This window comes from Campylobacter jejuni (assembly GCF_001457695.1).
GTDB classification, from domain to species: domain Bacteria; phylum Campylobacterota; class Campylobacteria; order Campylobacterales; family Campylobacteraceae; genus Campylobacter_D; species Campylobacter_D jejuni.
Genome location: NZ_LN831025.1, coordinates 1,301,384 through 1,321,372 on the forward strand (window position 1 = coordinate 1,301,384; position 19,989 = coordinate 1,321,372).

Annotated in this window: 17 protein-coding genes and 1 pseudogene; 3 read left to right on the top strand and 15 right to left on the bottom strand. The window is 31.4% G+C overall.

Annotation, left to right across the window (positions count from 1 at the left end):
* Window positions 1–10: 10 nt before the first annotated feature.
* Complete coding sequence (dnaJ, locus tag AT682_RS06645) at window positions 11–1,135, bottom strand: molecular chaperone DnaJ (RefSeq protein ID WP_002883832.1); 1,125 nt, start codon at window positions 1,133–1,135, stop codon at window positions 11–13.
* Between the two features lie 156 nt (window positions 1,136–1,291).
* Between dnaJ and racR the strand changes: the two genes are divergently transcribed.
* Genes racR through recR form a run of 3 tightly spaced genes read left to right on the top strand, consistent with a single transcriptional unit; the run spans window position 1,292 to window position 3,767 of the window.
* A complete protein-coding gene (gene racR / locus AT682_RS06650; RefSeq protein WP_002883831.1) occupies window positions 1,292–1,963 on the top strand; it encodes a response regulator transcription factor in 672 nt (223 codons plus the stop codon).
* A complete protein-coding gene (gene racS, locus AT682_RS06655; protein WP_002883830.1) occupies window positions 1,960–3,195 on the top strand; it encodes an ArsS family sensor histidine kinase in 1,236 nt (411 codons plus the stop codon). Before racR ends, racS begins: the two co-directional genes overlap by 4 nt.
* Window positions 3,195–3,767, top strand: a complete 573-nt coding sequence (gene recR / locus AT682_RS06660) for a recombination mediator RecR (RefSeq protein WP_052801995.1) — start codon at window positions 3,195–3,197, stop codon at window positions 3,765–3,767. The genes racS and recR overlap by 1 nt, the downstream gene beginning before the upstream one ends.
* Here the strand turns inward: recR and hydD are convergent.
* From hydD to AT682_RS06730, 14 genes and pseudogenes are all read right to left on the bottom strand, one after another.
* The gene (hydD, locus tag AT682_RS06665) at window positions 3,764–4,300 is read right to left on the bottom strand and encodes a HyaD/HybD family hydrogenase maturation endopeptidase (protein WP_002869666.1); all 537 of its coding nucleotides are present in this window, start codon (window positions 4,298–4,300) and stop codon (window positions 3,764–3,766) included. The two genes, recR and hydD, sit on opposite strands and share 4 nt — an antisense overlap.
* Entirely contained in the window at window positions 4,297–4,989 is a 693-nt protein-coding gene (gene cybH / locus AT682_RS06670; protein ID WP_002855770.1) for a Ni/Fe-hydrogenase, b-type cytochrome subunit, read from the bottom strand. The genes hydD and cybH overlap by 4 nt, the downstream gene beginning before the upstream one ends.
* A 10-nt stretch (window positions 4,990–4,999) precedes the next feature.
* Window positions 5,000–6,715 (bottom strand): nickel-dependent hydrogenase large subunit, encoded by a 1,716-nt coding sequence (gene hydB, locus AT682_RS06675; RefSeq protein ID WP_002869087.1) that lies wholly within the window; start codon window positions 6,713–6,715, stop codon window positions 5,000–5,002.
* A 2-nt stretch (window positions 6,716–6,717) separates the two neighbouring features.
* Entirely contained in the window at window positions 6,718–7,857 is a 1,140-nt protein-coding gene (hydA, locus tag AT682_RS06680) for a hydrogenase small subunit (RefSeq protein ID WP_002853195.1), read from the bottom strand.
* A 119-nt stretch (window positions 7,858–7,976) separates the two neighbouring features.
* Window positions 7,977–9,818, bottom strand: coding sequence for a bifunctional tRNA (5-methylaminomethyl-2-thiouridine)(34)-methyltransferase MnmC2/FAD-dependent 5-carboxymethylaminomethyl-2-thiouridine(34) oxidoreductase MnmC1 (gene mnmC / locus AT682_RS06685; protein WP_002882348.1), 1,842 nt, complete (start codon window positions 9,816–9,818; stop codon window positions 7,977–7,979).
* Window positions 9,815–11,794, bottom strand: a complete 1,980-nt coding sequence (amiA, locus tag AT682_RS06690; protein WP_002882349.1) for an N-acetylmuramoyl-L-alanine amidase family protein — start codon at window positions 11,792–11,794, stop codon at window positions 9,815–9,817. Before amiA ends, mnmC begins: the two co-directional genes overlap by 4 nt.
* Window positions 11,794–12,885 (bottom strand): nitronate monooxygenase, encoded by a 1,092-nt coding sequence (locus tag AT682_RS06695; RefSeq protein WP_002882350.1) that lies wholly within the window; start codon window positions 12,883–12,885, stop codon window positions 11,794–11,796. Before AT682_RS06695 ends, amiA begins: the two co-directional genes overlap by 1 nt.
* Window positions 12,882–14,087, bottom strand: a complete 1,206-nt coding sequence (gene tyrS, locus AT682_RS06700; RefSeq protein ID WP_002882351.1) for a tyrosine--tRNA ligase — start codon at window positions 14,085–14,087, stop codon at window positions 12,882–12,884. Before tyrS ends, AT682_RS06695 begins: the two co-directional genes overlap by 4 nt.
* 11 nt (window positions 14,088–14,098) lie before the next feature.
* Window positions 14,099–16,294: a RelA/SpoT family protein gene (gene spoT / locus AT682_RS06705; protein WP_002882352.1), complete on the bottom strand. Its 2,196-nt coding sequence runs from the start codon at window positions 16,292–16,294 to the stop codon at window positions 14,099–14,101.
* Window positions 16,278–16,502 (bottom strand): DNA-directed RNA polymerase subunit omega, encoded by a 225-nt coding sequence (rpoZ, locus tag AT682_RS06710; RefSeq protein ID WP_002853464.1) that lies wholly within the window; start codon window positions 16,500–16,502, stop codon window positions 16,278–16,280. Before rpoZ ends, spoT begins: the two co-directional genes overlap by 17 nt.
* 10 nt (window positions 16,503–16,512) lie before the next feature.
* Window positions 16,513–17,232, bottom strand: a complete 720-nt coding sequence (pyrH, locus tag AT682_RS06715) for a UMP kinase (RefSeq protein WP_002854049.1) — start codon at window positions 17,230–17,232, stop codon at window positions 16,513–16,515.
* Between the two features lie 51 nt (window positions 17,233–17,283).
* Window positions 17,284–18,478 (bottom strand): annotated as a pseudogene (locus AT682_RS06720) (murein hydrolase activator EnvC family protein).
* Complete coding sequence (locus AT682_RS06725) at window positions 18,475–19,281, bottom strand: FtsX-like permease family protein (RefSeq protein WP_002853622.1); 807 nt, start codon at window positions 19,279–19,281, stop codon at window positions 18,475–18,477. Before AT682_RS06725 ends, AT682_RS06720 begins: the two are co-directional and overlap by 4 nt.
* Window positions 19,268–19,933, bottom strand: a complete 666-nt coding sequence (locus AT682_RS06730) for a cell division ATP-binding protein FtsE (RefSeq protein WP_002853534.1) — start codon at window positions 19,931–19,933, stop codon at window positions 19,268–19,270. Before AT682_RS06730 ends, AT682_RS06725 begins: the two co-directional genes overlap by 14 nt.
* Window positions 19,934–19,989 lie beyond the last annotated feature (56 nt).

Sequence of the window (19,989 nt, forward strand, 5' to 3'; positions counted from 1 at the left end):
TTTAGGAAAATTAAGATTTAAACCAATTAGTGATTTTTTCAAAAAGCCCTTTTTGCTCTTGATGCATACCATCTTTGATGCCAAAACTTTCACTTAGTTTTTCTAAAAGTTCTTTTTGCTCATCGTTTAAAGAAGTTGGGAATTTGATAGAAATTTGAACGATTTGATTTCCCATGCGAGAACTATGAACATCTTTTACCCCTTCTTTTTCAAGAACAAATCTTTGTCCATCTTTAGCACCCTTTGGTAAATTTAAGGTCGCTTCACCGCGTATGGTGGGTACTTTTATACTCTCTCCTAAGATAGCTTGAGTAAAAAACACTGGAAATTCTATATATATATCATCATCATCTCTGATAAAAGTATCATCTTCAGCGGCGATGATCTTAACATACATATCCCCTCTAGTACCATTTTTTAAGATATTACCTTTAGCATTGACACGAAGCTTCATACCTGTATCTACACCTTCTGGGATATTAAGCTCGACACTATCTTTGCTTTCATTATAACCCAAACCTTTACAATCACTACATTTTTCACTAGCTTTTTCTCCACTTCCTTGACAATCAGGACAAGTTTGTGCAAAAGTGATAAAACCTTGAGAAACTCCAACTTGTCCCCTACCTTGACATTTTGGACAAGTTTGAAGTTTTCCATCTTTAGCCCCTGTTCCATTACAAGTTTTACAAGAGCATTTATAAGTAAAGTCTATATTTTTCTTACAACCAAAAACCGCTTCTTTAAAACTTAATTTTAAATTAAAGATAAAATCTGAAGGGATTTTTTCATCATTTGAACTTTTTCTACGACGCGATGATGAACCAAAGCCCTCTCCAAAAAAATTAGAAAATATATCTCCTAAATCCTCAAAACCACCAAAACCTGAGCTATTAGAACCAAATCCACCGCCTTTTAAAGCATCTTTTCCGTATCTATCATAAATAGCTCGCTTTTCATCATTGCTTAAAACTTCATAGGCTTCATTAACAAGCTTGAATTTATCTTCTGCTTCTTTATCGCCCTGATTTCTATCAGGATGGTATTTTAAAGCCATTTTTCTATAGGCCTTTTTTATAGTTTCTTTATCAGCATTTTGCGTGATTTCAAGAAGTTCATAATAACTTATTTCCACATTATTCCTTTAAAAAATTTAAAATTTTACTAGAATTTTAATTTTAAAAATTCAAAAATATAATTTTAGCAAAAATAAAATCAATAATTTATCAAATTTTAAATAAAATTATGTAAAGATTTTAAAGACTACATAAAAATTTACAAGGACACTAGAATGATTAATGTGTTGATGATAGAAGATGATCCTGACTTTGCACAATTATTATCTGAATATTTAGCGCAATTTAATATTAAAATCACAAATTTTGAAAATCCTAAAAGTGCTTTAAATGTGGGTATTCAAGGCTATGATTGTCTGATTTTAGATTTAACTTTACCTGGAATTGATGGTCTTGAAGTTTGTAGAGAAATCCGACAAAAAAGCAATATTCCTATTATTATCTCATCAGCTAGAGGTGACTTAAGCGATAAAGTTGTGGGGCTTCAAATCGGCGCTGATGATTATCTACCAAAGCCTTACAATCCAAAAGAAATGTATGCAAGGATTATGAGTCTTATTCGTCGCACAAAAAGAATTGAACACGCTAATAATGAAAATATTAACTCTGCTTTCAAAATCGATGAAAGAAGACATGAGATCACCTATGAAGATAAGGTTTTAACACTTACTCCTGCTGAATTTGAAATTTTAGAATACCTTATCCAACAACACGGATATAGTGTTTCAAGAGAACAGCTTGTAAGTCGCTGTAAAAATCTAAAAGATAAAGATTCTAAAAGCCTTGATGTTATCATCGGTCGCCTAAGGGTAAAAATAGGAGATAGTTCAAAATCTCCAAAACATATTTTTTCTGTTAGAGGTATAGGATATAAACTGATAGGATGACAAAAAATTATTCTATTTATACCAAACTGATTATTTTATTTGTTGTTACTTTTTTCTTGGTTTGTGTGCTTTTTATCGTTCTTTTAAAAATAGAAAGGAATGCCTATAATGAAGAAGAAAGTTTAAAACAAGAAAATCTTATAAAAAATTTACTCATCTCCTATGAAAACACTTCAGGTGTTGAAATAGGAGCTTATCTTGGAAACAGCGGTTTTAATGCTATACAAAATCCCCATCTTGTAAAAGCTATAAGAAATAATGGACAATCACTTTTTAAAGCAGGCGGAGAGCTTTGTACTCTTTCTTCTTTAAAATATCATAGCAATCTTTATTTTGATGTTCAATGTAAAGATTTTGATAGCTTGTATGAAGAAAATACTAGTGATAGGGTTTATAATCTTTTATTGATAGGATTTTTCTCTTTTTCTTTGTTGGTTGTTTTTATGTATTTTTCTGTATTAAGATCCTTAGAACCTTTAAAAAAATTAAGAAGACAAGTTGCCGAAGTTGTAAATGGGGAACAACCTGATTTTCTAGACTATCGAGAAGATGAAGTAGGCAAGATCGCCTTTGAATTTCAAAAAGCTTTCAAGAAAAATCAAGAATTAATCCAATCAAGACAACTTTTCCTAAGAACAATTATGCATGAGTTAAAAACCCCTATAGGAAAAGGGAGAATCATTTCTGAAATGATCAAAGAAGACAGACAAAAAGAAAGACTTATCGCTATATTTTTACGCATGGATTCTTTGATCAATGAATTTGCCAAAATCGAAAATTTATTTTCAAAAAACTACAACTTACACTTTAAACCTAGTCGTTTTAGTGCTATACTTGAAGAAGCTAAAGAGCACCTTATGAGAGATGATTTTAATAAAGTTGTAAAAGTCGATATAAGATATGATGCTTTAATTAATGTTGATATGGAAATTTTCTCTGTAATTTTAAAAAATCTTATCGATAATGCCTTAAAATACTCAAGTAATGGCACTTGTGAGCTTTTTTGTTGTAAAGAATGTTTTACCATTAAAAATCCAGGTAAGCCTTTAGCGGAGCCTATAGAGCATTATCTTGAAGCTTTTACAAGAGAAAAACACAATCAAGTCAAAGGTATGGGACTAGGACTTTATATAGTTTCAGAGGTATGTAAACTGCATAATTTTGATTTGATTTATTTTTATGATGATGGAAAGCATTGCTTTAAAATTTTCTTTGGAGATAAAGAAAAATAATGGCAAAAGGCCTAGAAAAATTCAATGAACTTGTTGAAAGTTTTGCAAATTTACCTACCATAGGAAAAAAAACCGCCATAAGACTTGCTTATCACCTTTGCATAAATAATCAAATCGATGGTATGAAACTCGCACACAATATAGAAAATGCTATCCGCTTTATAAAACTTTGCGAACAATGCGGTGCTTTAAGCGAAAATGAGCTTTGCGAAATTTGTAGCGATGAAGAAAGAAATAAAAACATTTTATGTATAGTTGAAAGCCCAAAAGATATACTAACACTCGAAGAGAGTCAAAGTTATAATGGGCTATATTTTGTTTTAGATGAGTTAAATGAAGAAAAACTTGAAAAACTAAAGCAAATCATACTTAAGCTAAATATCTCTGAGCTCATTTTTGCATTGACACATAGCATTAATTCTGATGCAACTATCTTTTTTATAGAAGATAAATTTAAAGGCTTAAACCTAACTTTTAGTAAAATCGCTCAAGGAATTCCAAGTGGTGTAAATTTAGAAAATGTGGATTTAATTTCTTTAAATAAAGCTATGAATTTTAGAACAAAAATTTAGTAATTTTTATAAGAAATATCGGCTAATTCTTGCAAAGAAAAATCCGCAATCTTTTCATAAGTAAAACCTTCCTTGCTTAAAAAGTCAAGTAAAGTTTTTTCCATGATTTTAGCTCCTTGTATAAGCTCATCTGAGAGCTTAAAACTCATCGCTTCAATACGCTTTGGCACACAAGCTAAGATATGTGTTTTAGGCAAATCTCCTGCAAGTTCCATGTATTGTAAGGTTTGAAGCATTTCTATTTCATGGGCACTTCCACTCCAGCTAATTTTATTAGGCATAGCATCATAAGGAAAGAAAAATACATCTCCTATACTCGCACCTTGCGCTTCTATACAGTCTAAAACGATAAGTCTATCGTACCTAGCGATGATATAGCTAAGCTGCAAAGCCAAAGTTCCACCATCAACAAAATCTAAAGTAAATTCAGAATGAGTGAATTTGTAGTTTTTTTCAAGTTGTTTGCAAAGATGAACGCCTAAGCCTTCATCTGCAAACATGATATTGCCTATTCCAAGGACTAAGAATTTCAATGCTTTTCTTCTTTTACAAATTTATATCCGCTAATAATAGCATCCATAGCACCATCTTTACCTTTTACTGCGTTAAAAATCGCCATGTAAATATGTACTGGCACAAAAATCATAATCACCCACATCAAAATTCTATGATAAGTTCTTACATCGGCCAAACCGCCCATTGCAGCTTCAAGCGGTCTTAAAATATGATATAAAAGCCCACCTAAGCCCTCATGGTAAGTATGAGTATAAAGAATAAGCCCTGTAAGAATGATACCTAACATCACAAGATAAAAGAAAAAATAAGTTACAAATTGCAAAGGATTATAAACCCCTTTTAAATGCGGATGTTTTCCTAAGAAAATGTAAAATTTTACTTGTTCTATCCATAATTTGATATTAAAAATATCCCATACACTTCTGCGTTCTTTTGCGCTTACCTTATCGCAGAAAAACAAATATACTTTAAAAATAATACAAGCGATTAAAACAAAACCCACTGCTTGATGTACTAAGCGGTATTTTGCTTGCATAAAATTTACGGGTTCGCCGTTACTAATAGGACTTTGGAACACATAGGAAAGATAATACCCTGTGCCAATAAGAATCACTATAGCAATAGCTCTTACCCAGTGCGTTAAACGCAAACCTATGCTAAATTCATATTCAGCTTTTCTTTGCAATTTTTCTTCTTTGTTTTGCATGAAAGCCTCCTTATAAATTGACATTCACTTTATATTCACTTAGATTATTGCCCTTAGTATCCATTACATGCACCGCACAAGCAATACAGGGATCATAAGAGTGAATTTTTCTAATGATTTCAAGTGGTTGTTTTACATCAGCGATTTTAAGTCCTATCAAACATTGCTCATAACTTCCACCTACGCCATTTGCGTCTTTTGGACTTGCATTCCAAGTAGAAGGCACCACAGCTTGCCAGTTTTCAATGACGCCATTTTTAATTCTACACCAATGGCTTAATGTTCCGCGTGGCACATGCCCCATATAGCGTCCTTTGTATTCTTTAGAATTATCGATCACATAAGGAGCACAAGTACTCTGATCTACTTTTAAATTTTCAACTAAATTATTAAACGCTTTTAAAGCATTATTTGCAACGATTTTTGCTTCAATACAACGCGCAGCTGTTCTTCCAAGTGTGCTAAATACAGCATTTAAAGGAAGTCCTGTTTCTTTTAAGAACTCATCTACCACAGGAACAACATTTGGATTACCCTTAGCATAATTTACAACGATATTTGCTAAAGGTCCTACTTGCATAGGGTTTCCTTCATAGCGTGGAGCTTTAATCCAACTATATTTACCCTTAGTATCAAACACTTTAGAATGAACATTATTTCCATGATGATCTACGCTTTCTCCATCTACAAGTCCTGTATAATTTGGATTTGTTTTGCCATCATAAGGATGTAAAGGTTCATTGTCTGCATACCAAGAATGAGTTGCCTCTTCAGTAATCTTATCTTCTTCTACTTCATAAACCTTGCTTAAATCTCCATTTTTGATAATACCACTTTCAAAAAGCCATTCATCTCTTCCGATTTGAAATTCTTTAAAGGTGTAAAGATTATTTACCCCTATATCATTTAAAACACTTGCTTCATGTGCATAAGCTTTTCCTGCCATCACAAGATCAGGATAATACGCACGATTAACAAAGTCTTGTACTTCTTGGAATTTAACCATATATTCACCCATTCTTGCAGGATCAAGCAAATCCATAACGCAAGTTACACCACCAACGGTTAAGCTTTGTGGATGTGGGTTTTTAGCTCCAAAAATCGCCATACATTGAGCAATGATTCTTTGAATTCTTAAACATTCTAAATAGTGAGAAAGAACGATTAAATTTTGCTCAGGAGTTAAACGATAAGTTGGATGACCATAGTACGCATTAGCAAAAGGTCCTAAATTTCCTTTATCTACAAAAGTTTTAAGTCTTTGTTGCACTTCAAGAAGTTTATCTGCACCTGTTGCATAAGGATTTGGAGTGTATTTAAAAGCTTCATCGCTTGCTTTTTTAACATCAGCACTTAAAGCACTTACCACATCAGCCCAATCAAGCCCATGAAGTTGATAAAAATGCACAATATGATCGTGTAAAAATAAAGCTGCATTCATTAAAGTTCTTGTTAAAAGCGCATTTAAAGGCGGAGTAATACCTAAAGCATTTTCAACAGCAACTATACCTGCTTTATAATGTGAAAAAGTACAAACTCCACAAATTCTTTGCGTCATAAAACCCGCATCTCTTGGATCACGCCCTTTTACTATGGTTTCAATACCACGCCACAAAGTAGAGCCCGCATAAGCTTCTTTTACCACATTGTTATCATCAACAACAACTTCAACTCTTAAATGCCCTTCAATTCTTGTAATAGGATCTACGATTATTTTTTGACTCATTTTTATTCCTTATCTTTTTGCATGGAAGATATAACTGCGTGTGCTGCTATAGCAACGCCTGTGAGTGTAAGCACACCTATACCGATTTTATCTGAAACACTATCCGCACCCAAACCAAAAACAGTATCAAATTTACGACTAGCCATAGGCTCTTCAAAAGGTCCCATAGTATCCCAAAAATTAGGCTCAGAACAACCTATACAACCATGCCCTGCTTGAATAGGCCAAGAAGTGTGCTGGTTAAATCTCTCTCTTGAGCAGTTATTAAAAGTATAAGGTCCTTTACAACCTACTTTATAAAGACAAAAACCTTGTTTTGCTCCTTCATCTCCAAAAGCATGTACAAATTCACCCGCATCAAAATGTCCGCGTCTTTCACAAAGATCATGAATTCTTAAACCATAAGCCCATTTTGGTCTATTATACACATCAAGTGCTGGTAACTCACCAAATAATAAATAATGAAGTACATTACCCACTATATTTTTTTCACTTGGAGGACAGCCTGGAACATTGATCACAGTTTTACTTGTTACTTTGCTTAAAGGCTGTGCGTTGCTAGGATTTGGTCTTGCGGCTTGAATTCCTCCAAAGCTAGAACAGGTTCCTATAGCAAAAATTGCCAAAGCATTTTCACTTGCCATTTTTGAAAGCTCATAGCCTGTTTTTCCATGTGCACCTATGGTTAAAAAATGCTCTGTATCACCCATAGGGATACCACCTTCAACCATTAAAATGTATTTATTTTTATGCTTTTGAATGGCACTTTCTAAATTTTCTTCAGCTTGCCAACCTGCTGCAGCCATCACTGTTTCGTGATATTCTAAAGAAATATAATCAAAAATCAAACTATCAATCGTTGGAGTATCACTTCTTAACAAACTCTCGCTACAGCCTGTACACTCAGCCATATGAAGCCACACAACAGGAAGCCTATCAGCAAGCTCAGCAGCTTTTGCCACCATAGGAGTAAAACTCGCTGGCAAAGCCAAAAATGCAGTCATAGCACCTGCCCATTTCATAAAATCCCTTCTAGAAAAACCTGACTTTTCTAATGCTTTTGTAATACTATCATTGTCTTTCAAAGAAGGAAGCTTTTCAAGAGCCGATAAACGCGACTCTATTTGATGATAATCAATCATTATATTTCCTTTATAACATGAAATTTATTCTCTATAATAATAAAATAAAGAAAGTTAAAATAAAGTTAAAAACTTACTCTCATAAGCAAATATTAGTATCACTCTTAATTAAAGCTTAATCATAAACCTTTTTTGAGTTTGCGAATCAAAAATCTTGCAGGGTGAATAGCGTGGATGTATTTTTTTTCTAAACACAAGGGTTCATTATTTATCAATGCACACAAATACCTTGCCGCTAAAACACTTGTGCTAAAACCCCTTGATCCATGAGCAAAATTAAAATACAAATTACAAGACATTTTAGCTGGTTTTTGCTCCTTGTTTTTTGTCCATAATAAAGCTTTATATTCTTCTTTATAAAACACTTCATCATAGGCATTTCCAACTATCATAAAGCGATCACTCGAATAAGATCTAAAGCCTACCTTAGAACCTATGATTTCTAATTTTGTATTTTTATCTATAAATTCGGCTATATTTTCTATATTTTGTTTATCATCTTCTTCTTTTGATTCTAAACTTGCATTAAGCCTATCATAACTTGCTCCAATCACTTGCAAATCATCTTTTACAGGGCAAATATAAGCCTTAGAAGATAAAGCAAATGAGGTATCTAAAAAAGGTTTTAGATGTGTAACTTGACCTCTTACTTTGCTTAATTTCATCTCATCATAAAAAACAAAATCTTTTGTATCTGCACCCATAGCATAAATCAAAACCGCATAATCACTTTTAACAATATCATTTTTAAATTTTAAAGTAAAACACTCATTTTCAAATTTATAAGCTTGAAATTCATGATTAAAATATATACAAGCTTTACTTTTTTCAAAAAGATTTTTAACCAAATTTTTTGGAAAAATCACTCCACCCTCTTCTAAAAAAGCTTGATTTTTTGAAATTTTAAACAAAACATTTTCTCTTTGTGTGTCAAATCTTTCTTGCATCAAATCATTATGTGCAAACTCCACCACACCCTTAAATTCTAAATCTAAAATTTGTCTATAAAAACGGCTTGCTTCTATAAAAGAAAGCTCTGAAAACTCCCCTAAATTTACCTTAGGTTTTAAGATTAAAGAGCTTAAAATTCCACTTTCATTTCCACTTGCACCCTTGCCTAATTCTAAATATTTTTCAAAAACATCTATCTCAAAACCCCTTAAACTAAGCTCATAAGCTAAAACAGCACTTGATATACCCGCACCAATAATAGCTACTTTTTTATTTTTTAAAGATGAAAATGTTCTTGAAAAATACGCTTCTTTGTCTTTAAACTCAAGCTCATTTTCCAAATAAGCTTTAATCATTTCTCTTTTTCTAAAACCTTTGGTTTTTTCTACTCTAAAACCATATTTTTTTAAATTTTTTTGCAAAAAACTTGCCGAAGAAAAGGTGCAAATTTGTGTATTTTTTTTAGAAAGTCTTGCCACTTCAAAGATTAAATTTTCATCAAACATTTGCAAGTTTTTATTTGGAGAAAATCCATCTAAATACCAAACATCAGCTTTAAAATCCAATTCTTTTAAAACAGCTATATCTTCAAAAACAAGATCTAAAAAACAATCTTCAAAATAAAAACGATAAATTCCTTCTTTAGCCTTAGGATAAAATTTTAAAAATTGTTCTAAAAGCTCTTTAAACTCTTCATAAAATTCTAGTTTTTGATAAATTTCTCTTAATTGTTCTTTTTCGATATAAAAAGCTTCTACGCTAATATAAAAAAGTTTTTTAGGACGCTTAGAAGGGGTAGTTTCTAAAAAGCGTTTCAAAGTAAGAAAAAAATTTAAACCTATACCAAAACCACTCTCTGCGATAATAAAATTTTCTTGATTTTTCCATTCAAAAGAATGAGTGTAAACAAATTTGCTTTCATTTAAGCCATCTTTGGAATTAAAATAAAAATCATCAAAATCCAAAGAAAAAGGAGTATTATCCTTAAAAATTAGCTTAGCTTTTTTCATCGGTTGTTATAAAAATAACTCTCAACTCCATCGGCAATACCCTTAACCAATAAATCTTGAAAAGCTTTATTGGCGATTCTTTTGCCTTCATTTGGATGTGTAATATAGCCAATTTCAATCAAAATTGCAGGCATTTGCGCACCTACTAAAACCCAAAAAGGTGCTTCTCTTACACCGCCATCTACAATTTTATACTTTTTGCGTGTTTGAGTGAGTATATTTTTTTGTACATCAATGGCTAGTTTATTTGAAGCAACGATTTTTTCACGATTTAAGAAATTTAAAATACTTTGTTTTGAGAAATAATTAATCTCTTCAAAATCCCCTTGATTTTCTTTTTCTGCTGCCTTTTTACTTCTTTCACTTCTTGCAGGACTTAAAAAGAAAGTTTCCACGCCTTCGCTACTTTTGGCTTTTGTGGCATTTGGTGCTGCGTTAGCATGTATAGAAATAAACAAATCCGCTCTTTTATCATTGGCATATTTGGTTCTATCACGAAGATTGATAAATTTATCCGAACTTCTAGTATAAAGCACTTTATAACCGCGTTTTTTAAGTTCATTTCCAAGTTTTAAAGCCATACTTAAAACTATATCTTTTTCTTTTAAACTTCCTTTTTTATCACTTAAAGCACCACTATCTTTTCCACCATGCCCCGCATCGATAACCACAAGCTTTCCTAATTTGTAATTTGTATTTAAAGTTTTACTAGAACTTTGAGTTGCTTTTTTGTTTGCATTTTGATTTGTAGTTTGTATATAAAAACCTAAAGTGAGATTATTATTATCCAACTCCTTTAAAAGTTTAAATTCTTTAGGAGCACTCAAAACCACACGAACGGTTTTTGGATTGTATTGAGTAACTGTAATCACATTTTGTCCAAAAGTAAAGCTTTTTCTATTACCTTCTAACACACCCTTAAAACTTACAACATATCGGAATTTTTGATCTTTGGTATCAAATACTGCTATTTCTTTTTCATCTAAATCATCGCTTAAATTCAACACCACAGCATTAGAAATTTTATCCACATCTAAAACATATAAAGGTTCTTGATTTTCTTTTTCTTTATTGTTTTTTTTATCTTGTTTTTTTGTTTCTAAAACTTTGGTTTTAATTTCTGTTTTTTGATCTTGCTTTTTCTCTGAAATTTTACTAACTTGCTCAGTCTTTTTTTGGCTAGTGGTTTCTTTTGAAAAAATTATTTTTTCTTCTTTAAAAGATATATCAATAGGAATTTTTTCTTTAGCATAAACCACTATGCGTATGGTTTTGGGATTAAATTGTGAAATCACTAAACGATAGTCATCAAATTTAAACTCTTTTTTACCCCCTTCTAAAACCCCATCAAAATCACTAATAAAACGATAATTTCCTTTTTCGTCTAAAGCAAAACTTTTTAATTGATCCTTATCCAAATCTGCATTTAGTTTAAACTCTACACCTTGGTTTGTTTTACTTGACTTTAAAACATAAATTTTATCATCGCTTTTTGCTTTAGAAACGATACTGCTCTTTGGTGCTTGCGAAGTTTTAGAATTTGTTTTTTCTGTATTTTTTATTTGTTCGTTAGATGATTTTTTTTCATTTTTTTGAACTGTTTTTATAGGTTCAAAAGTTGATTTTTCAGTGTCTTGAGAAATATTTTGAACCTTAATATCTTTAATAACAGCCTTTCTTAAAGCATTAATACTTGCTTCACTTATACCACTTTCTTTTAACTCATTAGCATATGACTTGTCATCTAAATTTAAGGTATTTGAACTGATGATCAATCTTTTTAAAATTTCAATTTTAGTTTTTTCATCTTCATTAATAACACTTTGTATATAAAGGCTTTTGAGTTGATGGTGAAATTTTACTTGCACTTCACTTTTAGAACCGATAAAATTTTTATCAAAATTTGCAAGTTCATTTTCATAAACTCCAAAAAGAGTTGTGAAAACAAATACTAAAAATACAAAAATTTTAGCCATTATTCACCATTAACCAATTTTTCCATAAGTTCTTTAACACTGATAAGCTTATCTAAACGATATCCATTTGCACCTGTAAAGAAAAGTCCTGTTTCTTTTTTGCCTGACCACGCATCAAAAAGCCTATCTGCTATACAATACCCTACTTTAGTCGCCTCTTTTCCACGTCCACAAGGCGCTACACAATTGCTTATACAATTAATCTTTGGACCCATTCTTTTATCTACCAAATTTAAAAGATGGGTTCTAACTCCACGAGCAGGATAACCCACAGGAGATTTAATAAGCTCTATATCTTCTTCTTTAGAAGCTAGCAAAACGCTTTTAAACTCTTCACTCGCATCGCATTCAAAAGTTCCTATGAAACGCGTTCCCATTTGAACACCACTAGCCCCTAAAGAAATAGCATTTTCTATATCTTTTTTATCCCAAATTCCACCTGCAGCAATCACGGGAAAAGACCCCCAATTTTTAGCCTCTTCTACCACAGGAGCGATTAATTTTTCTAGCTGATAATTCGGATCTAAGCACTGCTCATAAGTAAAACCTTGATGACCTCCACTTTTTGGCCCTTCTAAAACCACTGCATCAGGTAAGCGATTGTAACGGCTTTGCCATCTTTTGCAAATAATTTTTAAAGCCTTTGCAGATGAAATGATAGGCACTAAAGCCACATCAGGAAAATCTGCAGTAAATTCAGGTAAATTTGTAGGAAGTCCAGCGCCTGAAACAATCACATTAAAACCAACCTCACAAGCATCGCGTGCTATTCTTGCATAATCATTACTTGCACATAAGATATTACACCCCAAAGGTGCATCGCCACAAACTTTTCTTGCATTATTAATCAAAGCTTGCAAACCCTTGCGTGAGTAAAAATTTTCACTTCCATAAGGCTTAGCGTTTAATTCTTTACTTGCATACTTTCTTTCTTCATAATATCCTGTTCCCACAGAAGAAATAATCCCAAGTCCACCATTTAAAGAAACTGCAGAAGCTAATCTATCCCAGCTTATGCCTAGTCCCATTCCTCCTTGAAAAATGGGATATTTTATAGTATGTTTTCCTATTTGTAAGGGTTGTAAATTCATTCTTTTACCTTTAATTTTGCAAATTTTCTTTTACCTATTTGTAAGATGTATTCTCCTTGTTCTAAATACATTTGCTCGTCGCTAACTTTTTGAGAATTTACACTTACTGCATTAGCACTGATGCTTCTTCTTGCCGCAGAAGTAGAACTTTCCAAACCACATTCAACTAAAGCCTTAGCAAGCCAAATTTTTCCTTGTATTTCAAACTCAGCCATATCGCTTGGCAAAGCATTTTGAGAATGAATTTTATCAAATTCAGACTTAGCATTATTAGCCTCTTCTTTGGAGTGAAAACGCTCCGTAATCTCTAAAGCTAAATTTTCTTTAGCTTTTTTAGGATGTAAATTGCCTTTTTCTATATCTTTTTTTATTTGTGCGATTTCTTCTAAGCTTTTTTGACTTAAAAGTTCATAATATCTAAACATCAATTCATCACTAATACTTAAAATTTTAGCATACATATCATTAGCTTTTTCTGTAACACCAATGTAATTATTTAAACTCTTACTCATTTTGTTTACACCGTCTAAACCTTCGAGTAAAGGCATCATAATCACAGCTTGTTCTTTTCCTATGTTATAAACTCTTTGAAGCTGTCTTCCCATTAAAAGATTAAATTTTTGATCCGTTCCACCCATTTCAATATCGCTTTTTAAAGCCACGCTATCATATCCTTGAAGTAAGGGATATAAAAACTCACAAATCGAAATAGGGCTTTGCTCTTTAAATCTCTTGGTAAAATCGTCACGCTCAAGCATTCTAGCTACACTAAAAGTTGAAGTAAGCTCTACTATACCCGCGGCTCCAAGTTCATTAAGCCAAGTAGAATTAAACTTAATCTGTGTTTTTTCTTTATCCAAAACCTTAAAAACCTGCGTTTCATAAGTTTTAGCATTGATTAAAACTTGCTCTTTATCCAGCTTTTTACGCGTTGCACTTTTTCCACTTGGATCGCCAATTTGTCCTGTAAAATCTCCAATCAAAAACTGCACAATAGCTCCATGTTTTTGCAAAAAAGCCATTTTTGTTAAAACCACGCTATGGCCTAAATGTAAATCAGGCGCTGTAGGATCAAACCCTGCCTTTATAAAGAAATTGTCACCCTTTTCATAATAATTTTTAATTAAATTTTCTATTCTTTCTTCATCAATAAGCTCTGCACAACCACGCTTAACTTCTGCTAATATTTTTTTTATATCCATAATAAACCTTTTTAACCTTCTTTATAAGCATCATTTAAAGATGTAAAATCTAAAATTTTACAACGAGATTTTAACCTATCCTTGACACTATCTGGATTGATATTATCAGGAATTTCCATTGTAATCTCAAAATAATCTACCGCCGAATTTAAATCACTTGATAAATTAATTGTTAATAAATTTATCTGCATTTTAGCTAAAAATGCCAAAAATTCCGCTAAAATACCTTTTTTATTTTCCAAAGAAAAAATCAATTTATAAGATTTAGGGATGTTAGAATCCCATTTTATAAATACCATATCTTGATTATTATCTATCATTTTATCAGCTCTATCGCAAAGCTTATGATGGACAATAGCGTTACCACCTTTAACAAAAGCTAAAACAGCATCACCTCTTTTTGGATGGCAGCAAAAATCAAAATCCACATTAGCGATTTTATGGTTACAATATAGAGTAAAATTTCCTATTTTTTGCTCTTTAATCTCATATTTATCAAACCAATATGACTTCTTGGCGTATTTTTTAAGACCATTAACTATATCTTTCAAATAAGCACTATCTGTTGCTACTTGTCTAATACGTCTGGCTAAATTTTCTTTTTCTATCCAAGTTTCAATTCTGTTTTTATCAACTCCAAAAATAAAACTTAACATATTAATAGAGCTTGCTAGATTAATCTCTCTGATTTTTTGCTTACAAAATTCCCTTATACTTGCTTTTGCTTTTCCTGTTTTAACACTATCTATCCAAGAACAGCGATAAAATTTATCATTGCTAGTAACCACTCGCACAATATCGCCATTTTTAAGCTCGGTTAACAAAGGCACTTTAATACGATTTACATAAGCACTTTTTGCATGAAGCCCTACTTTAGTATGCACTTCATAGGCAAAATCAAGAACCGTTGCACCACGAGGCAAAGTGAAAATTTCTCCCTTAGGAGAATAAACTGCGACATCTTCAACATAAAGACTATCTTTAGCATATTCATAAAGTTCAATAGCATTATAATCTTCTGCATTTTCAAGATTGTTTATACTTTGCATTGAAATATCTGTAAGCCAATCAAGACGAGGTGCAACCACACTGCCATCTTCTTTATATTTCCAATGTGCTGCTATACCAAATTCCGCAATTTTATGCATATCAAAAGTTCGAATTTGTGCTTCTATAATACTTTTAGCATCAAAAAGTGTGGTATGTATGGTTTGATAACCATTTTGTTTAGGCAAGGCTATATAATCCTTAAAACGCGAAACCAAGGGATTAAAATGTGTATGTAAAATTCCCAAAGCTAAATAACAATCACTTACTTTTTCAACCAAAATTCTTACCCCAAGCAAATCAAGAACTTCTTCAATACCAATGCCTTTTCTTTGCATTTTAAGATAAATAGAATAACTATGCTTAATGCGTTTTTGAATTTCAAAACTACCTTGTCTAAAGCCATTGCTCAAAAATAAAAGTTCGATTTTGGAAATAAATTCATTTAAACCTAATTGCATTTCTTGATTATTGGAGTTGATATAATTGTCAATAAGCCTATACTCATCTGGCATAAGATATTTAAAACTAAGATCTTCCAAATAATTTTTTATGCTTGAAATACCAAGTCTATGGGCTATTGGGGCATATACAACTAAAGTTTCTTCGCTGATTCTTTTTTGCTTATCTTCTCTTAGAATATCAAGAGTAAGCATATTATGCAGCCTATCGCATAACTTCACAATCAAAACCCCAACATCTTCAATACTTGCTAAAAGCATATTTCTGAAAGTCAAGGCTGATTTAGTTAAACTTTTTTTAGATTTTGATGAAATGAGATTATCTTCTCTAATTTCTATAATTTTAGTAAGTCCTAAAACAAGTTTTAAAACCTCAGAACCAAACTGCTCTCTAAGTTCTTCTTCAGTGCAGTTTGTATCTTCAATCACATCATGCAATAAAGCAGCTAAAATATTGCTTTTATTTTCACTTAAAAATCCAACCAGTGTTGCTACTAAAATAGGATGTACCGCATAAGGCTCTCCACTTTTTCTAAACTGCCCTTCATGGCAAAATATACAGTAATCTACCGCTTTTTCAAGAATGGCATCATGGCCACAAATTTCGAAAAGCAAAGCCTTAGCAGCTTCTAAATCTTTACAATTTTTTACATTATCGATTAATTGTTCAAGCAATAATTCTTCATCGATTGGTTTCAACTAAACCCTCTAAAGTGATTTTATTTTCTGCAATTTCATATAAAGCTATATCTGCAAGTTTATTTTTATTTTTATCAAAGTCTACCAAAGGGGTTGCTCCATTTGCCAATTGTTCCGCTCTTTTTGCTACCACTAAAGAAAGGCGATATCTATCATTACCCATTTTTTCCAAAGCTTTTGCCGCTACTTCTTCTATTCTTTTATCCATAATTTTCTCCTTAATTATTTTTAACGATTGAACAAAGGCTAGTATCACCTTGTATGATTTTAAGTAAATTACCCTCTTCAAACATATTACAAACCACAATAGGAAGTTTGTTATCTTTAGCTAAAGCTATAGCTGTATCATCCATCACTTTAATATTATCTTGCATAGCCTCATCATAACTCAAAGTATTTAAAAATACTGCATCATCAAATTGTTTTGGATCTTTATCATAAACTCCATTAACTTTTGTAGCTTTTATTACCATATCTGCATCAATTTCCACAGCTCTTAAAATAGCTGTTGTATCCGTAGTAAAATAAGGGTTTCCAGTACCTGCAGCAAAAACCACAACACGACCTTTTTCTAAGTGTCTTTGTGCTCTTCTCATAATATAAGTTTCACAAAATGCTTCCATCTGAATGGCGCTTTGAACCCTAACTTCAAGTCCAGAGCTTTCCAAAGCTTCTTGTATAGCAATAGCATTGATAACTGTAGCAAGCATTCCCATATGATCTCCACTTGTCCTTTTAATCAATCCGCCCTTAGCAGCACTTACTCCGCGAATAATATTACCACCGCCTATAACTATGCCTACTTCTATTTGATTTTTTATAAGTTCTTTAATCTCTGAAGCTATGAATTTTAAAATAGAATTTTCTATACCAAAGCCATTTTCACCTGCTAAAGCCTCTCCTGAAAATTTTACTAAAACTCTTTTTCTCTCTTGCATTATTTCTCCTTATTTAACTTGAAATTATATTTTAAATTCCATTAAATTTAGCTAATTTAAGCTAATGAGTTCCAAAGGATTGATATGAAAATTTTTTTGAGTTACTTCAAAAGTAAGATCATTTTTTATTCTACCCACTACGGCACCTTTTTTAATATTCTTACCAACTTTAATATTAGGAGCAATCTTATCTAAATGTGCGTATATTGTATGTATGCCATTATCATGTTCAACAATAACAACTCGAGCTAGCATACTAGTATCTTTAGCAAAAACTATTTTTCCATCTAGCACATTTTTAACAACTGCATCGCTTTTATTGCTTCTTAAAACTACATTCTCGTTAAAAATTTTAAGATTGTAAACAGGATCAACATAATTTCCAAATTTTTGCTTCACAGTAAAAGAATCCAATGGAGCTATGGTTTTTTTTCCTGTGTAACGCTTGACTGAACTTCCTTGATAGCTTGAACCCAATTGTCTTATTTTTTGATTATTTTTTACTACTTTAGCATCATTTTTGTTTGAATTTGCATCTTCTTTATCATCAATAATTTTTAATTGATTTAATGTTTTTCTAAGCTCTTCTTGCTGAGCTTGCAAATCATCGAGTTTTTTTGCATATATAGCTCGATCTGTTTTTTGTTTATTAATTTCGCTAATTTGTTTTTGTTTTAAACTTTGAAGCTTGGCTAATTGAGCGTTGTAATCCTTAAGACTTTCATTGATTTTCTTAATCTGAGCTTGTTTATCATCAATAAGCCTGCTTACTCCCTCATAATCTTTAGAAATTTTAAAAATTTCTTCATTTAAAACTTTGTTTAAACTTCCTAAAATTTCAAAAGCCATAAAACTTTCTTCACTTTCAATATAGCCTTGAGGGATAGGTAAATCATAAGCAAAATCTTTAGCCATTAAAGATATAAGCTTACCTTCCATATTTGATTTACTTTTAAGCAAATCTTCATTTTGGCTTGTAAGGGTGTTTAACTCTTGATTTTGAGCCTTAGCACTTGCTTCAAGCTTAGAAGTTTGTGAATTTAAGCTTTCAATTTGCAAACTTAGATCTTTCAAACTTTTTTCACCATTTAAAATATCGCTAGCCAAATCTTCAAGTTTTTTATTTAACTGTTCTTGTATGCGTTTATTTTCTTCTAAACTTTTTGTTTTTTCATTTATAGCGTTTGCTAAACTTATATCAACAAACAAAAAAAAAACAAAAAAAGATAAGAATATTTTTTCTCATCTTTTAACCTTAAACATAACCGTATTTACACACAACAAGCAAATAAACAAAGTAGCTAAAAAAATTAAAGTCAAATGTAAAATAAAGTTAATAGGTGGAAAAATAATATCTACAGCCTTTAAACTTTCTTGGATAATAGAAAGATCAAAAATTTGGGTAAAAAAGGCAAGTAAAATAACAAAAGCAATAAAACAATCAACCACAACCACCTTATAAAGCATAAAAGATCTAAACCAAAACGGAGCTCCAAATAAACACATAATTTCAATACGATCGGTATGTTCATAAAGCCAAATTCTCATCTGTTTTAAAAACAAAACAAAGGCAAGTAAAATAATGATAAACAAAAATAACCAAAAAACAAATTTCATCAAAATAAGCAAAGAGTATATCTTATCATGGGTTTTGGAAAAAGTTTCAACCTTACTAACACCTACAATATTTAAAAGTTGATTTTTAATCGAATTGAGTTCATTTTGATCGGGTAAAGAATTTAATTTTAAAGTATAAAATTTTGGCAGAGAATCTTTTAAAACTTTCAAATTCTTTTCAGAAACATCATTTTTCAAACGATCAATTAAATCCTTAGGATCTAAAGATTCAAGTCCAGCAAAAAATGGTACTTTTGTTTTTACTACATTCTGATCAAGTTCAGTTTTGCTGACAACTATAATATTATAATCTTTATTAACAAGTTCTTCATAATGCTTCAAAGTTGCATTTGTAATCAAAATAAATTCAAAAGCAAACATCATAAAAAGTAAAGGTAAAATTAAAGATAAATGTGTTTTAAAAAATTTCATTCATTTTTCCATTTTCTATATTAAAACGACGATAATCCACTCTTAAATTACTAGGAATTCTATGTGTTACCACTATAACACAAGTTCCTAAAAGCTCTCTAGCAGACTTTAAAAGAGTCCATATAATATCAGAAGAATACTCGTCCAAATTTCCCGTTGGCTCATCGCAAAGCAAAAGCTTTGGATTATGAGCTAAAGCCCTAGCCATAGCGACGCGTTGTTGCTCACCACCGCTAAGTTGATTAGGCAATTTATCTGCTTTAAAAGTTAAATTTACATGCTTTAAAAGCTTAGTAGCTTGATCATGGCATACTTTTTTGCTATAACCTTTAATCATTAAAGGCAACATAACATTTTTTTCAACACTATATTCTTGTACAAGTTTATAATCTTGAAAAATAATCCCTATTCTTTGACGCAATTTTAAAAGTTCTAAATTTCCAATTTTATTCATCAAAGATCCACATACTTCAAGCTTACCAGAAATAGGTTCTAAATCTCCATAAAAAGACTTTAAAAGCGTACTCTTACCACTCCCACTTTTACCCGTAATAAAAACAAAATCATCATCCTTAAAAGCAAAACTTGCTTCTTTAATAACTAGTTCATCATAACCTAAAGTAAGTTTATTTGCTTGGATTAAATTAGGCATCCTTTTTCCTTAATTTCCCTTTTTAAATTTTTAAATTATGCTTTATTTTTGCTTAA

Bases quoted from the DNA above. Each gene is read 5' to 3' on its own strand.
- pyrH (WP_002854049.1), bottom strand. From the start codon at position 17,232: ATGCAAGAGAGAAAAAGAGTTTTAGTAAAATTTTCAGGAGAGGCTTTA.
- hydA (WP_002853195.1), bottom strand. From the start codon at position 7,857: ATGATTGATTATCATCAAATAGAGTCGCGTTTATCGGCTCTTGAAAAG.
- amiA (WP_002882349.1), bottom strand. From the start codon at position 11,794: ATGGCTAAAATTTTTGTATTTTTAGTATTTGTTTTCACAACTCTTTTT.
- rpoZ (WP_002853464.1), bottom strand. From the start codon at position 16,502: ATGGATAAAAGAATAGAAGAAGTAGCGGCAAAAGCTTTGGAAAAAATG.
- racS (WP_002883830.1), top strand. From the start codon at position 1,960: ATGACAAAAAATTATTCTATTTATACCAAACTGATTATTTTATTTGTT.
- recR (WP_052801995.1), top strand. From the start codon at position 3,195: ATGGCAAAAGGCCTAGAAAAATTCAATGAACTTGTTGAAAGTTTTGCA.
- tyrS (WP_002882351.1), bottom strand. From the start codon at position 14,087: ATGGATATAAAAAAAATATTAGCAGAAGTTAAGCGTGGTTGTGCAGAG.
- hydB (WP_002869087.1), bottom strand. From the start codon at position 6,715: ATGAGTCAAAAAATAATCGTAGATCCTATTACAAGAATTGAAGGGCAT.
- cybH (WP_002855770.1), bottom strand. From the start codon at position 4,989: ATGCAAAACAAAGAAGAAAAATTGCAAAGAAAAGCTGAATATGAATTT.
- AT682_RS06725 (WP_002853622.1), bottom strand. From the start codon at position 19,281: ATGAAATTTTTTAAAACACATTTATCTTTAATTTTACCTTTACTTTTT.
- racR (WP_002883831.1), top strand. From the start codon at position 1,292: ATGATTAATGTGTTGATGATAGAAGATGATCCTGACTTTGCACAATTA.
- mnmC (WP_002882348.1), bottom strand. From the start codon at position 9,818: ATGAAAAAAGCTAAGCTAATTTTTAAGGATAATACTCCTTTTTCTTTG.
- AT682_RS06695 (WP_002882350.1), bottom strand. From the start codon at position 12,885: ATGAATTTACAACCCTTACAAATAGGAAAACATACTATAAAATATCCC.
- AT682_RS06730 (WP_002853534.1), bottom strand. From the start codon at position 19,933: ATGCCTAATTTAATCCAAGCAAATAAACTTACTTTAGGTTATGATGAA.